Consider the following 16,522-nt stretch of genomic DNA (forward strand, 5'->3'; position numbering starts at 1 on the left):
TTTCTTGGCAAGAAAGACTTACTATGGTGCTTTTGCAGTAATAGGAATTGTATCTTTTATCATTGTTGACACTGCCGCAAGGGATCGTTCGGGAAATCGCAAGTTATTACATCAGCAGAGCTGGAAGGCAGACACCTCAATTACGGGTAATACCAAAATCGATACTTCCGGGAAAAAAGATACCTTAAAATATCCCATCCAGGACAGACGTGGCCCCACCATTACGGATCCAACGTCCAGGAATGCTATTGATCTGAAAGATCCGTCAAATATCAACAAAACAGTAGAATACGATCCCATTACCAAACAATATACCGTTACCGAAAAAATCGGCGATCAATATTATCGTAACCCTACTTATATGAACTTTGACGAGTTCTATAAGTTGCAGTCCACTCAAAGTGAACAGGATTACTGGCAGAAAAGGGCCAGCATGTTGGGTAACCTCAACCAGCGCGGCAATGGTCCCAACCTGTACAACGGTAATAACCTCTTTGACCGCATCTTCGGTGGCAGCAAAGTGGATATCCGGCCACAAGGTAGCCTGGACCTCACTTTCGGCTACCAGGGACAGAATATCAAAAACCCCGTGCTGGTAGAACAGGCGCGTAAGAACGGCGGCTTCAATTTTGATATGGGGATCAACATGAACGTAACCGGTAAAATTGGGGAGAAGCTCAAACTGATCACCAACTACAATACCCAGTCAACTTTCGACTTTGAAAACCAGGTAAAACTGGAATATACCGGCTATAACGACGAAATTATCAAGAAAATTGAAGCCGGTAATGTGAGCTTCCCGTTACGCAGTTCCCTCATATCGGGGATCCAGTCGCTGTTTGGGGTAAAAACACAATTACAGTTTGGCCGCCTGACGGTAACAAGTGTACTCTCCAATCAGAAGTCACAGAAGCAAAACCTCATGCTGAAAGGTGGTACCATGGTACAGGATTATAATATCCGCGCCGATGAATATGAAGACAACAGGCATTTCCTGCTGGCACAGTTCTTCCGCGATACATTTAACTATGCCATGTCTAACCTGCCTATCATCCGTTCCCTCACCAATATCAACCGGGTGGAAGTATGGGTAACCAATAAAACCGGCGCTACCACCCAAACCCGTGATATCGTAGGTTTGATGGATCTGGCAGAATACAAACCCTATAACCCTAATATTCACGTTAATACCACTTCGAAACTGCCAGACAGGGGAACCAATGACCTGTACGGTAACCTGGTGAGCGATCCGGCCAGCCGTAATACCGGTACTGTTGTGAGCCGATTGCTGGCGTTGGGATTGCAGCCGGTATCGGAGTTTGAGAAAACATTCGCCCGCAAACTGGATTCTACAGAATATTATGTCAATAAACAACTGGGCTTCATCTCCCTTAATCAACAATTACAACCGGATGAAGTACTGGCCGTAGCCTATCAATATACCAGCAACGGCAGGACTTACCAGGTGGGTGAGTTTTCGCAGGATGTACCACCGGATCAGAATAACAGCGCCAATCAGCCGGTGCTGTTCCTGAAATTGCTGAAAGCTACTTCTGCACGCCCTACACTCCCGGTGTGGGACCTGATGATGAAGAACGTATATTCCACCGGCGGCTTCCAGCTCAATAAGGAAGACTTCCGCATGGACGTATTTTATAAAGATCCCGGCGCTGAAAGCAGGCCCCCCAGTGATAAACGCTACCTCCCCGATGCCAAAGGCGAATTCGAAGGCGCTCCTATCATCACGGTACTGAACCTGGACCGGCTTAATAACCAGCTCGATCCACAACCGGATGGTGTGTTTGACTACGTGGAAGGCTATACGATCAACTCCCTGCAGGGCAAGATCATGTTCCCGGTGCTGGAACCCTTTTCCCAGGGCCTGAAAAAGGCTTTCGGTGGCGATGTCAACCTGGAAAAACAATATCTCTACAATGTTTTGTATGACTCCATCAAAGTGGTGGCGCAACAGTTTCCGCAGCTAAACCGCTATGTTATCCGCGGGTCCTATAAATCGGCTAACTCTTCTGAAATCAACCTGGGCGGTGGTATTACCATTCCACCAGGATCAGTAACCGTTACCGCCGGAGGTCAACAACTGCGGGAGAACGTGGATTTTATTATCGATTATAACCTGGGCCGTCTCAAAATTATTAACAGTGGTGTGTTAAACTCCGGTGTGCCCATCAATGTGCAGTTTGAAAACAATGCGATGTTCGGACAGCAGGTCCGTAACTATTTTGGTACGCGGCTGGATTATCTGGTGAATGATAAACTGAGCCTGGGCGGTACCGTAGTGCGGATGAGCGAGCGCCCTTATTATCAGAAGGTGAACTACGGCGAAGATCCTATCAAGAACACCATGGTAGGACTGGATGCGAACTATGCTTCCGAATGGAAAGGGTTGTCACGCATACTCGATAAGCTCCCCAACTATACCACTGCATCTCCCTCCAGTATCCTGTTTACCGGTGAGGTGGCGCGGTTGTTTCCGGGTCACAGTAAGCTGATTAACGAGCCGGGCAGCAAGCAGGGAACAGCTTATATCGATGATTTTGAAGGCGTGAAGAGTGGATACGATCTCAAATTCCCTGCTACCAGCTGGGCATTGGCATCTACGCCAAAAGGCGCTACCAACGCCAGTGGAACAGTAATGTTCCCTGAAGCAGAATTGAGTAACCTGCTTGAATACGGTAAAAACAGGGCTAAACTGGCGTGGTATATTATTGAGCCTACGCTGCAATTACCCAGATCGCCAAACCTGCCACCAGGTATAAGTATAGATGATCAGTCAGATCCGCGTGTAAGGCTTGTGTACCAGAAAGAAGTATTCCAGAACAGGTCTACTGATTTCGGACAGAGTCAGCTCAGCACCCTCGATCTGGCCTATTATCCTACTGAAAGAGGTCCTTACAACTTTACCAGCAGCCCTACGGCAATGGATCGTAATGGGGTCCTGGCAAGACCACAGGCCAAATGGGGCGGTATCATGCGCGCCATTGATAACAGTGATTTTGAAACGGCTAATATCGAATACATCGAATTCTGGATACAGGATCCTTTTATCAAACAACCGAATAGTACCGGCGGATCGCTCTATTTCAACCTGGGTAACGTTTCTGAGGATATCCTCAAGGATTCCAAGAAGTTTTTTGAAAACGGTATGCCCGATCCCAACCAGGACCCGAATAAGATCGATTCATCCAAATGGGGCCGTCAGCCTAAGTTCCAGCAGCAGATTACCCAGGCATTCGACAATGACCCTAATATCCGCAACTACCAGGACGTAGGTTATGATGGTTTGAAATCAGCAGATGAAGCCGCCTTCTTCAAAAGCTATATGGATACCCTGAACATGAACTTCGCCGGATCACCGGTAATGGATGAGGCCAGGAAAGATCCATCGCTGGATGATTATGTACACTACCGCAATTCCAGCTATGATGTTCAACATACCGACATCCTGGGCCGTTATAAAAATTATAGCAACCCCGAAGGCAACTCACCGGTATCTGATCCTAAATCACAATACTCTACTGCTGCCACCAATATTCCTGAGTCAGAAGATCTGAATAGAGATAATACCATGAATGAAACAGAGGAATACTTTCAATACCGGGTAGACCTCAAACCTAACATGGTAGTAGGTAGTAACTTTATTGTGGATAAGATAGATGCCAAAGTAGATCTGCCAAACGGACAGAAAACGACGGAAGCATGGTACCAGTTTAAAGTACCACTGAACCAGTTTAATAATAAAGTAGGCAACATCCCGGATTTTAAATCTATCCGCTTCATGCGTATGTTCCTGACTAATTTCACTGATCCGGTGGTCGTGCGTTTTGCCAAGCTTGAGCTGGTACGTAACCAGTGGCGCCGTTATATGTATGAGTTGCGGCCGGGTGATCCTATTCCATTGGATCAGTCAACTACTTTCAATTCATCGGCTGTAAATATTGAAGAAAACTCTTCGCGCACACCTATTCCATACGTACTGCCGGCAGGTGTTGTGCGTCAGCAAACGATCAGTACCAACAATACCACCCTGCAACTAAATGAGCAATCATTATCCTTGCAGCTCTGTAACCTGAAAGATGGTGAAATCCGTGCGCTATACAAAACACTGAACCTGGATTTGCGTCAGTATAAAAAGATGGAGATGTATATCCACGCGGAAGCAGTGGAATCGGCTACCTCTCTGAAAGATGGACAGGTGCAGGCGGTGATCCGTATCGGTAGCGATTTTGTAAGCAACTACTACGAATACCGCATTCCCCTGAAAGTAACACCATGGAATTCCAGGGCAGCTACAGAAATATGGCCGGAAGGAAATAACCTGCAACTGGTGATGTCTAAGCTTAGTCAGCTGAAACAATTGCGTAACATGTGCGACTCCTGTTCTCCGTTGTTACCATATCCGCAAACAGCAGTAGCCGATGAATTTGGTAATTTCATGTCGGTAGTGGGTAACCCGAGTCTGGGTGATGCACGTACCATGATGATTGGTATCCTGAATCCAAAGGATGATGGACAGCCCCGTTGTGCGGAAGTATGGCTGGATGAACTCCGGTTATCTGATTTTGATGAAAAGGGCGGCTATGCAGCATTGGCGAGAGCGGATATCCAATTGTCCGATCTGGGAACGGTATCGGTTTCAGGAAATATGCACACCGCAGGCTTTGGAAATATTGACCAGCGTGTAAATGAACGTTTCCGCGATAACTTCCTGCAATACGATGCAGCTGCCAACCTTGATCTTGGAAAGCTGTTACCCAAAAAAGCAGGTATCTCTATTCCTGTATATGCCGGTTATTCACAGTCTTCCAGCAATCCTGAATATGATCCTTATGATCTGGATATTAAGTTGAAAGATAAAATTGCATTGGCAAGGTCGACGCGGGAAAAGGATTCTATCCGAAAAGATGCGCAGGATTTTACATCTATCACCAGTCTTAATTTTACCAATGTGCGTAAGCTCAATCTGCGTCCTGGTAAAAAACATATATGGGATATCGAAAATTTTGATGTCAGCTATTCCTTCTCCAAGATCAACCGGCATAATCCGCTCATACAAAATGATCAGCTCACCAAACACCGTGGTGGCCTGGGATACAACTATGCCGGACAGCCACATTACCTGGAGCCGTTTAAGAAACTGCTCAAAAGTAAAACGCACTGGCTGGATCTGATCCGGGACATGAATATAAACTACGTACCGGCCATCGTGAGTTTCCGGGCGGATATAACCAGGCAGTTCGGAGCTTCGCGTATCCGCAACGTAGGTGGGGATGTTAAATTCCAGCTGCCGGAAACGTATGATAAGTACTTTACGTTCGATAGATACTATACACTGAAATGGGATCTTACCCGTAGTATCAACATTGAATTTAATGCGGTAAACAATGCCCGCATTGATGAACCGAATGGCCGTATCAACAACGCCGATAAAAAAGATACTGTGCGTACCAACTTCTTCAAAGGCGGACGTACCACCAATTACATGCACAATGCAAACTTTACCTATACGTTGCCTACCGCTAAATTCCCGGCTTTAAGCTGGACAAACATCGCTTTCGGCTATAGCACGGAATACAGGTGGACAGGTGCTTCCAGGCTGGCTATTTATCTCGGTAACGCAATAGAAAATACACAACAGAAAACGCTGACAGCAGAATTTAAATTTGTTGATCTCTATAACAAATCTAAATTCCTGCGACAAGTAAATGCGCGTAAACCGCAAAACAATAATAATAACCAGCAGAATAAAAATGACAATGCAAACAACAATAAAGCCGCGGTGAACCAGTCGCAAGCCGCTGCTACAAGTGATATATCGCCGTGGGTGAAAGGCTTGCTGAAGCCTATCATGATGCTGAAACGTATAGGATTCAACTACAATGAAAATGCAGGTACCAGCTTACCCGGTTATATAGACAGTACTAAAGTACTTGGTATGAACTGGGCTTCCCTGGCGCCGGGCCTTAACTTCGTATTTGGCTATCAGCCGGATAAAAAATGGTTGGACAACTTCTCTAAAAAAGGACTCGTTACACCGGATACGTTGTTTAACATACAAATGCAACAGCAGTTTACACAACGGTGGGATGCACAGGCACAGCTGGAGCCATTCAATGATCTGCGTATTGATCTGAACATGACGAAATCGTTTACCAAAACGCATACGGAGCTGTTTAAATCATTGTCTGATACTTCCGGTTTCCAACACCTGAGCCCTTATGATGCAGGCGGTTTTGAAATCACTTATATCGCTATTAAAACGATGTTCGGGAAAATCAATACCAGAGATGGTATCTCCCAGACCTTCCGCAATTTTGAAGCCTATCGTAATTCAATTTCAAAAAGACTGGGTGCCGCCAATCCATATAATAATGATCCGAATGTACCAGTGTATGATCCTAAAGATCCTACTTACCGTTACGGCTATACGCGATATGCACAGGATGTGCTGATACCTGCATTCCTGGCAGCTTACACCGGTAAGAGTCCTGATAAGGTTGGATTATTGAAGGAAGGAAATGATAATGTGAAAAGTAATCCTTTCAGTAACTTCTTCCCAAAACCTAACTGGCGTCTTACTTATAACGGATTGACAAAACTGGAACCATTCCGTAGTTTCCTGACCAACTTCACAGTTACGCACGCGTATGTTGGTTCGTTGAGTATGAACTCGTACAATACTTCCATGTACTTCGAAGACCCAAGACTGGCAGGTTATCCGGCGTTCAGGGATACGATATCAGGCAACTACTATCCGTATTTCCTGGTGCCTAACCTCACGCTTACGGAACAGTTTTCGCCTTTAATTGGTATTGATCTGACATTTACAAACAGTCTGAATGCGCGTTTTGAATTCAGGAAAAGCCGTTCACTCAGCCTGAGTCTCATTGACTACCAACTTACAGAGTTGCGTTCCAGTGAAATTGTGGTGGGCGCCGGTTATCGTGTGAGAGGATTGCAATTGCCTTTTGCTATCAATAAAAGCGGCAACAAAAAATTACAGAATGACCTGAACTTCCGGCTGGATCTGAGCCTCCGCGATGATAAAACCGCCAACAACCGGCTGGATGCCGATCTGGTTATTCCTACCAGCGGACAGAAAGTAGTAGGCATAGCGCCATCTATTGACTATGTGGTGAATAATCGCCTGAACCTCCGGTTCTTCTATGACCGCAGACAAACCATACCGGTTATTTCTACGGCCTATCCAATCACCAATACGAGAGGAGGGATTACGTTCAGGTTTGTGCTTTCGCAGTAGAAAATATTTAGGTTTTTTTGACATAAATAAGGGCTGATCATTAGATCAGCCCTTATAGTTTCTATGAAGATCCTTGCCATGGATAAAGATGCCCGCTTAAAAGCGTGTATTGGCCAGACTGGGACTCAACAAAGCGACCGGCGATTTCAGCCTGCCCCAGGCCAGCGCCACGTATAGCATGCACAGGAGGAATACTATATTTGATCCAAGTAGGAAGGAAAATACACCGATTCCTAATGCCAGCAAAGTAAAAATGGCTCCCCCCATACTTCTCGTCAATAGAAAAAAGGAAAGCAGAAATAAAACAGCCCATGTTCCGTTTACACCAAATCTGAAAGTTTCTATCGCTGCCAGCACGGTGACAAGTAATACAATTAATGAAAAAGGAATTATATCGCGATAGGGTGGGGGCATCATTTCCTTATCCGGTTTAATACTGTTTACCAACCGATTATTGGTATCTACTAGCTCAATGCTATCCAGTACAAGCCTGTTCTTACTATTCAGGTGGGGCACCAGTAGTTGTTTTTTTTCTTTGGGGCGAAGGTCTTCAATAAAGTAACCCAGCAGCTGGTTTACATGCACAGGTCCGTGCTTGTCATGTTCCTGGTAGAAAAAAGTAACCCGCTTATAAGTTATATTCCCGGTATTTTCTATTTTGAATTCAAAGACAGGTTTCGATGTGTAACCTAGCGTTTCGTGCTGATCAATGGTAACTTTTCTTGTGGTGTTAAAGATATCGTCTATACCTGGTTGCATGGTAGCAGTATGTCCGCTGACAGCCTTATAGGATGCGAAGTATTGGTACGCGTTTACTTTTTTTATGTGAATGCCGTTAACGGCGGGCAAAGATTGAAGCCAGGCCCGCAGACGTTGGTTATACCCGCTTTTGCGGTAAATGGCAAATGCGACCATTCCAATGCCGATAAGAAGTGCTTGCCAATAAGATAGCGACAGATTATAAATCATAACGTACAGGAATTTTAATTACTGAGTATATTCAAATGTTTATTCATGATGCACTATGTGCGCCAAAATAGTCTTTCCAGGATTTTTTGGTGAACCAGTCGAGTCCCAGAAACAAACCACATAGTATAGCCGTCACCGTGAGACCTTCCGTCAAGGCGGCATATAGCAACAATGGCATGATCGTGCTTCCCAATGTGCTTAACATGAAAGTTAAAAGCGCAGTGATAACAGCTACTACTGCCATCACGATGAGAAACACATTTGATGCGACCATGCAAAAACCGGCGGCGATACAGACGGTAATGATCCATACCGGAAACTGTATGATTTTTCCTTTCGGCATGTTAAGGTTGACCGGGAAGGTAGCGTGGTGGGAATTTTCTCCGAACTGTCCAAAATGGACGAAGTATAAATTTTCCAGTACAAGGTCGTATTGCTTCCTCCCCTGAATAGTTGCTGTAAAGGTTTCGCCCGGACGAATGTCGCTGACTGCTTCCTGTTTATATTCACCTTCCCGTATCCTGCCATGTTGGTCATATTCGCCATACTGAAACCAGATTTGGTTCCAGGACGCCTGGCTGTCGTTACGGAGCGTGATTTCCCAGGCCTGCGCGGTGGTGTAGGAATAACTTCTGTTTTCCTTCACCTCTGTTACTGTCTTGTTTTTTATAGTAATGTCATAACCATTGAGTGCAGACGCTTGCGTCACATATCTGTATGGTTTTATAGCTATTACTTTTATGCCGTTAACCGCGGCCACATCCTGTAGCGATTGATTGATCCGGTGTTGCTGCTGTTTTTTAATGTAATTGCAAATCCCGATAATCACCATCACAATTGCTAATGTAAATAAGGAAGATGGTTCAAACAGCTTGCTGAATGACCCTGCGCCCTGCGAAAAAGCGTACATGGGAGAGGTAATAATCAAAAACGTGATTAATAGGCACGGGGGAATACTTCTTTTCATATAGGGGGTAATGTTAAATGTTAAATATATAAATTTTCCGGTATAGTGGGAATAGCTTCACGAAAATTTTCACTGCATTTTTAAATAACTAAATCAAAAAATCTAAAAAGATTTTTCTCTACCTTTGTTCCGTGAAATATCTCCTCATCATATGCATTTTCCTTGGGCTCCTGCTGCAAAACTTCAGCCAGAGCTTCATTGTGATGCAGTTCCGGAGGAATCAGGATTACATTGCAAAGGTGCTTTGTGAAAACAAAAGCAAGCCTGAAATGCATTGCGATGGAAAGTGTTATCTCAAAAAAGAACTTGATAGGAATACCCAACAAGAAAAAAATACTAATAGTGGAAAGGAACGTTTTGAAGTAATGTTTGTTGAAGACCTGCATTCCTTTTTAACCACGCCTGCTCCTGATCAGGTTTCTTTCACAGTATTTTATAGAGACCCTTTCCTTGATACCCCTGTACATTCTATCTTCCACCCGCCACAGGCATAGGTTTACTAAGATTTTTCTGAAAGATGATAATGCGTAGCTGTTTACAGTTAGATGCTATTGCTATGCGCGTTCCTCATCTTTCCGGATTCTCCTTTCTTATTATTTCTACAAGAACCAATGTGTTTGCCAATGGCAAACGACAAACAATTGATACATGAAACAATGTTGTTTACTCATCATTGCCTGTATGATTGTGCAGATAGGTCATGCCCAGCAGTTAAAGGGACGGATAGCAGATGCACAAACCCGGGAAGCTTTACCAGGTGTGAATATACAGTTATTACAGGCACAGGAAGGATGTACTACAAATAAGCAAGGCAGCTACGAATTGCGGGCAATAACATCGGACTCCTTACAAATTTCTTATCTCGGTTATATAACAAAAAAGGTGGCAGTAATAGTTGCGCAAAAAATGCCGGTCATCTACCTGCAACCTGCTGCTACCAATCTGAATGAAATTATCGTATCCTCTTCGCGGGATAAACAATACCGTACAGATGCCCCGATGGCCATCAGTACTATTTCACCACAAACGTTACAGGAAACAAAAGCCACCACACTGGATAAGGTGCTGAACAAAGTGAGCGGGGTATATATGGTGGATCTGGGCAATGAACAACATACCATGGCCATCCGGCAGCCAATTGGCTACAAGAGCTTGTTTCTTTACCTGGAAGATGGTATTCCTATCCGCACTATCGGCGACTTCAATCATAATGCACTGATAGAAATAAATATGGCTGCGTTACGGAATATTGAAGTGATCCGGGGTCCCGCTTCTTCTTTATATGGTAGCGAAGCAGTGGGCGGTGCTGTGAATTTTATTACGGCTGCTCCAACACTGGTACCTACCGCTAAAGTACAGCTGGAAGGAAGTAACTGGGGATATAAGCGCACTGATTTCAGTGTGTCTAATACCAGCGGAAAAGCGGGGTTTATCGTTGGTGGTTATTATGCTAATCAAAGTAATGGTTACATGGATCACAGCGACTTTCACAAGCTGGCGCTTACGGCCAGGGTGGATTATCAACTGAATGAAAAAAGTAAATGGACTACTGCCGCAACATTGGTCAACTACAAAACAGATCAGACCGGAGGATTGGACAGTGCGCACTTTTATGCAAAGGACTACCGTAATTTTCAGACGTTCAGCTACCGGGAGGTAAAGGCTTTGCGGATCCGCAGTACGCTGGATCATGAATGGAATAGCAGCAGCCACACCACCGTGACAGCTTTCTTTCGTCACAGTACTATCGGACAAAATCCCTTTTATGCTATTAAAGATGTGGCTAATACCCTGACAGCGAGGGGGGAAATAAACAGTGATGCCTTTCAGAGTTATGGTGTGATAGCGCAGCATAAAAAAGAGTTCGGTTGGAAACGTGCGGCGCTGATAGCCGGCGTGAGTGCGGACTATAGTCCGGCTACCTATTTAGCAGACTATATTGATATTACAAAGGATGCTGCCGGTTATTATACCGGTTATCAACAAACAGATTCGGTATTGACAAGCTATCACGTCGGTTTATTTAATACAGCAGCTTATACACAGTTTGAATTTTCGCCTATAGCAGATATGCGCGTAGTAGCCGCATTGCGTTACGACAGGATGGATTATGATTTTGATAATCATCTTACGCCGTCGGCATTTACCGGTGCACCGAGTGAACGCAATAATTTTAATGCGCTCACACCCAAGCTGGGCCTTACTTACAAGTTGGGTAACAATCGTGGCTTGTATGCCAATTACAGCCGTGGGTTTGCGCCACCCAATATCTCTGAATTATACAGAGGTGTAAAGGTGCCGGTATTGCAATCCGCTACGTATGATAACTATGAAGTGGGTGGCTGGCTTGGCTTTGCAAAAGATAAAGGCTATGTGGATGTGAGTGTGTATGAGATGAAAGGCACCAATGAAATTGTGAGTGTGCGTGATGCGGATGGTGCATACGAGAACCGTAATGCCGGCGCCACCACGCACCGGGGTGTAGAATGGAATGTAAAATATACACCGTTGCCGGGTATTTTTGTACGTACCAGCGGTACCTATGCATCTCATATCTTCAACGCCTATACGGAGAATGGGAAGACCTATAATAATAACCAGATGAATGGTGCACCTAAATGGATCACGAATACAGAAGTGGTGTGGAAACCTTTGTTCCTGAAGGGTTTCCGGCTGGCTGGGGAATGGCAGTATATCAGCAGTTATTTTATGGATGCAGCCAATACAGCCATGTATAAGGGGTATAATTTATTTAATGCCCGCGCAGGATATGTTTTTAAAAACATAGAATGCTGGATCAACTGGTTGAATGTGGGGGATCAGTTGTATGCCACTACAGCTGAAAAATCTGCCTATGGTAAATCCTATCGGGTGGGTCCGCGGCAAACATTCAATTTCGGGGTGGCCTATACATTCACAGGAAAAAAATAATGACATGAAGCAGGTAATTGTTTTGATGATGATGATAACAGGACTGCTGTCGTGCCGCCAGAATGGCGTGCAGCAGGGAATCCCAGCGCGGCTGTCCCATAAAGGTGCGGATGCTTCCTGTCCTTTTATTACAAAAAGTGCAACAGGTGGTACTGTGGTCAGCTGGGTGGAAAAGGATACGGCGGCAGATACCGGTGTGATGTATTACGCGGTATCTAACGATAACGGGCATACGTTTTCGGACCCGGTAGTTATACCGGTTACCCAGGGTGTTTTTCCACATGCGGAAAATATGCCCAAGTTGCTGTTTAAACCGGATGGGGAAGTGATCGCGTTGTTTGGTGTGGAGCAGCATGACCTGCGCAATAAATATGCAGGGAAGGTGATGTATGCGCGCTCACCGGATAATGGTAAAACATGGACGGAGGCGTTGCCGCTGGTAACCGATACGGCCGGCTATGATCAGCGTTATTTTGACCTGGCATTGCTACCTGATGGGGAAGCCGCGGCTATCTGGCTGGACAACAGAAAGAATACGAACGCCGAAGGATCTACGCTTTACTTTGCGGTTACTACCGACAGGGCGGGCTTCGGAGAAGCCAGGCCGTTGGCGCAAACAGTTTGTCAGTGTTGCCGCACCAAAATGTATGTGGCAGACAATGGGGATATCCATGTGGCCTACCGCGATATTATCAATGATTCAATCCGGGATATGGTACACCAGGTATCTGTAGACGGAGGTAAATCGTTTAGCAAACCCGTACGCATCAGTGCTGATAACTGGGTGGTGAATGGTTGTCCGCATACCGGCCCTGCATTGACGGCTAACAACCAGGGGCTTCATTTTGCCTGGTTTACAATGGGCGGCGGACAAGGTGTTTTTTACGCCCGGTCTGCTGATAACGGCAACACCTATACGCAAAAGGAGTCTTTGAGTAAAGCGCCGATGGCGAAGCATCCGCAGATAGTTACTGCCGCCAATAATGATATTGTGATTGTATGGGATGAACCGGTGAAATGGCAACAGGATTTCATGAGCAGGATAGGATTCCTGCATAAATCGCCGGATGGAAAGACATTGGAAACCGGTCATCTTACTGCAGATAGTACATATGCTACTTTCCCGGTGACGGGAGCTTTGCGCAACGGACAGGTATTGGTGGCCTATACAGGAAGGAACGGCAATGTGGGAGAAGTGTTGTATCAGTTAGTGGAACTTTAAAAAGAAATGGCCGTCCACCGTGGACGGCCATTTAAAAATCTTTTAACTGTAACCCAAAGAGTAACCACTCTGGCCGTTCCAGCTTTTACGGGCTGCCCACCGGCCGTAGTTGCCTCTGCGGGAGCTGTCAAAATAATAGCGCCACTGGTCTTTCCACCTTGGGTAGTACAGTCGCAGTAAGTACATAGTTAAGAATGTAAGCATAGGGATAAGGTTTCATTAAAGGATAGTATAGGTATTCTAAATTAGTTAGCTGGCATCGGTATACCTTTTCTGCGAACGAAGAGGTAAGTTGCGCAGAAAAGATATAAATGTCTCCAAATATAGATTGAAAATTTTAACTATGTAATAACATTTAAGTGTTAATTTTTATCCGTATAGTAGGCATTTGCCTGTTGCAGGGGGGTAAGCACCAGGTCATTAATACATACATGAGGCGGCAGGGAGGTGCAATAGAATACCACGTCAGCCACATCCTGGGGGCTTAAAGGGATAAACCCTTTGTACACCTCTTTCGCCTTTGCTTCGTCGCCTTTAAAGCGGATCAGTGAAAACTCGGTTTCGGCGGCGCCCGGATGAATAGCAGTTACTTTGATCCGGTAGGAAAGCAGATCTATACGCATCCCTTGCGAAATAGCATCCACGGCGGCTTTGGTGGCGCAATACACATTGCCTTTGGCATATACATGTTTGGCCGCTGTAGAGCCGATATTAATAATATGGCCGGTAGTCCGGGAGCGCATCCAGGGAATCACGGTATGGGATACATATAGCAGCCCTTTTACATTCGTATCTATCATCGCATCCCAGTCGCTGGTATCGCCTTCGTCAATAGTGCTTAAACCGGCAGCCAGCCCGGCATTATTTATCAGCACATCTATTTTTTTCCATTCTTCAGGAATATTACCCAGTACAGCCTTTACAGCGGCTTCATCTCTCACATCAAAATGCAATGGCAGTACATTCGCGCCATATTCCTGTGTCAATTGCGTTTGCAGTGCATCCAGCCTGTCTTTCCGGCGACCGGTAATAATCACATCATAACCTTTGGCAGCGAATGTTGCTGCGCATGCCTGGCCTAAACCGGCAGTAGCACCTGTAATAAGAACTATACCCATTAGAATGATTTAAGATAATGCTGTAAAATTACGAATCAGACCAGGATTAACATGATTTTTAAGGATTTACCTGATTAATGTTACCGTTCCCTTCTTCATCATCTCTTTTCCGGTAAAGTCAGTGCCTTGCAATATCCACAGGTAAGTGTCTATTGGGGCTGGCATCCCTTTGTAGGTACCGTCCCACCCATTCCGGAAATCGGTGGAGGAATAAATTTCCTGGCCCCAGCGGTTGAAGATCCGGAAAAATTTATAGGTGGTAATACCTACCGGGATAAACCGGAAGCGGTCATTCACGCCATCTCCGTTTGGTGTAAAGGCATTGGGGATGTACATTTCAGGGCCGGTGTAATATTTTACACTGATGGTATCGAAGCCAAAGCATCCCTGCTGGTTGGATACACGCAGTACAAAAGAGATGTCTTTGTTGTAATTGAGTAACGGGTTAGCAATCATGGGGTTGCTCAAACCATCGGAGGGTTGCCAGGAATAGAAGTCGCCGCCGCTACCCTGCAAGGTGAGCAGTTGCCCTTTCGCCAGTATGGTATCATTGCCGGCAAACGGATTTACTTCATAGATGCGGATGTTTTTCGTGACCGTCTTCTCACATTGTTTGTCTGTGGTAAGTGTCAGCGAAACCGTGTACACCGTCCCTTTAGGAAATGTATACCGGATGTCGCGCGTATTGCCGGGCGCCACGATACTGTCTGTGAGACCGATATCCCAGGTGCGGCTGGTAATATTTCCGTATTTATAGGAAGATGTATCTTCAAAATCAACAGGATCTCCTTTGCAAAAACCGGTGCTGATAAAACCGGCTTTTAATCCCGGGTAGTTATGTACTTCGCCGGTAATACTGTCGGTACAGGTCAGCGAAGGATTTACCACCAGTTTTACCTGGTATACGCCGGTATCAGGATATTGGTGAAAGAAGATGGTTTTGCTATCCGTGATGGTATCAGTCCCGTCGCCAAACGTCCAGCGGTAAGTAGAGGTGAAGCCGGAAATACTGTAATTGGGCATCGCTACCTCCAGCGAAGGATCTTCCCCGCAGTTCCGCAGCACAGACGGAAAGTCCGCTGTGATTTTCGTCTGGCAGTCGAAAACTGTCAACAGGATATCTTTGCTGTGTGTGCCCAGAAATTGCTTGGTGGGCCGGTCATATTCATTTACGCATACCGTGACTACATACTTTCCCGGCCGGTCCGGCGTACAGGTGATCATGCCGCTGGGCGAAATGGAGATGGCCGGACTGCCGCCCATGGGATTATTACCCGAATAAGGCGGAATATACCGTACGGTGGAAGTATAAGGCGGTGGTGTGCTGGAATTGGTTTCGTTGGTGATGGTGCCATCCGTGAGTGCGCTGCATAAATTATAGGTGAGACTATCACCATCTTCATCATACGCGGCATAATCAACAGCAAATGGCAGTTTATTGCAGATAACAATAGCAGTATCCTTGTCAAAGAAAGCACTGTTATTATTAGGCCGTGATCCTATACCGGGAATAACGGTGTAGAAAGTAGATCCTTCATGTTCTGAATCGTAGATATTCGTCAGCTTTTCACCGCGGCAGCATCGTTGTGATGATACATAATAACCGCCCGCAGCGGGTTCCAGCTCTATGGTAGCGGTGTAAAAAGCAACTTCCAGGTGTTGTGCCTGTGGCGCAAGACAGGGGTTTTTTAGCGTATCAATGAGTGGTTGTACATTACTTATATAGAGATATACTGCTGACAGGATCTTTGTTCCGCTGGCACTATACACATTTGCAGTTACCGGATTCTCAAACCTGTCGATACAACCCTGGCGGTCGCCGCAGGTAAAGTCTGCGTCGCGGTATAATTTTAGTGTGATGAGATAACGGTAGCGGGTATTATCTCCATTCATTCCTATCGTCTTATAATAAATTTCGCCACCAATGATGTGGTATCCAGCTGCAAAGAGGTTGAACAAACAGCAGCTCAATACCAGTAAAACAGCTCTCTTCATGACGGGGTGGTACTGCTCCCTGAATTAACAAATAAAGAGCA

The 16,522-nt window shown here is 45.5% G+C and carries 9 protein-coding genes; 3 read left to right on the top strand and 6 right to left on the bottom strand.

The genetic code is table 11. From position 1 onward, the window contains the following. The first annotated feature begins 4 nt into the window (after positions 1–4). A complete protein-coding gene (sprA, locus tag ABQ275_RS01610) occupies positions 5–7,279 on the top strand; it encodes a cell surface protein SprA (RefSeq protein ID WP_349316516.1) in 7,275 nt (2,424 codons plus the stop codon). A gap of 96 nt (positions 7,280–7,375) precedes the next feature. On the opposite strand, the gene ABQ275_RS01615 is transcribed toward sprA, so the two are convergent. The 3 genes from ABQ275_RS01615 to ABQ275_RS01625 all read right to left on the bottom strand — a co-directional run bounded on the left by ABQ275_RS01615 (position 7,376) and on the right by ABQ275_RS01625 (position 9,601). Beyond that, positions 7,376–8,248: a hypothetical protein gene (locus ABQ275_RS01615; protein WP_349316517.1), complete on the bottom strand. Its 873-nt coding sequence runs from the start codon at positions 8,246–8,248 to the stop codon at positions 7,376–7,378. 43 nt (positions 8,249–8,291) lie between these two features. Continuing rightward, positions 8,292–9,158 (bottom strand): hypothetical protein, encoded by an 867-nt coding sequence (locus tag ABQ275_RS01620; RefSeq protein ID WP_349316518.1) that lies wholly within the window; start codon positions 9,156–9,158, stop codon positions 8,292–8,294. 137 nt (positions 9,159–9,295) lie between these two features. Continuing rightward, positions 9,296–9,601: a hypothetical protein gene (locus ABQ275_RS01625; protein ID WP_349316519.1), complete on the bottom strand. Its 306-nt coding sequence runs from the start codon at positions 9,599–9,601 to the stop codon at positions 9,296–9,298. A gap of 262 nt (positions 9,602–9,863) precedes the next feature. Between ABQ275_RS01625 and ABQ275_RS01630 the strand changes: the two genes are divergently transcribed. Beyond that, entirely contained in the window at positions 9,864–12,146 is a 2,283-nt protein-coding gene (locus ABQ275_RS01630) for a TonB-dependent receptor (RefSeq protein ID WP_349316520.1), read from the top strand. A gap of 4 nt (positions 12,147–12,150) precedes the next feature. Next, on the top strand, positions 12,151–13,368 hold the full coding sequence (locus ABQ275_RS01635) for a sialidase family protein (protein WP_349316521.1): 1,218 nt from the start codon (positions 12,151–12,153) through the stop codon (positions 13,366–13,368). 42 nt (positions 13,369–13,410) lie between these two features. Here the strand turns inward: ABQ275_RS01635 and ABQ275_RS01640 are convergent, their stop codons facing one another. From ABQ275_RS01640 to ABQ275_RS01650, 3 genes are all read right to left on the bottom strand, one after another. Next, positions 13,411–13,572, bottom strand: coding sequence for a hypothetical protein (locus ABQ275_RS01640; protein ID WP_349316522.1), 162 nt, complete (start codon positions 13,570–13,572; stop codon positions 13,411–13,413). Positions 13,573–13,730: 158 nt separating this feature from the next. After that, entirely contained in the window at positions 13,731–14,486 is a 756-nt protein-coding gene (locus ABQ275_RS01645; protein WP_349316523.1) for an SDR family NAD(P)-dependent oxidoreductase, read from the bottom strand. Between the two features lie 66 nt (positions 14,487–14,552). Then, entirely contained in the window at positions 14,553–16,481 is a 1,929-nt protein-coding gene (locus ABQ275_RS01650; RefSeq protein ID WP_349316524.1) for a gliding motility-associated C-terminal domain-containing protein, read from the bottom strand. Positions 16,482–16,522 lie beyond the last annotated feature (41 nt).

Source organism: Chitinophaga sp. MM2321, assembly GCF_964033635.1.
Lineage (GTDB): Bacteria > Bacteroidota > Bacteroidia > Chitinophagales > Chitinophagaceae > Chitinophaga.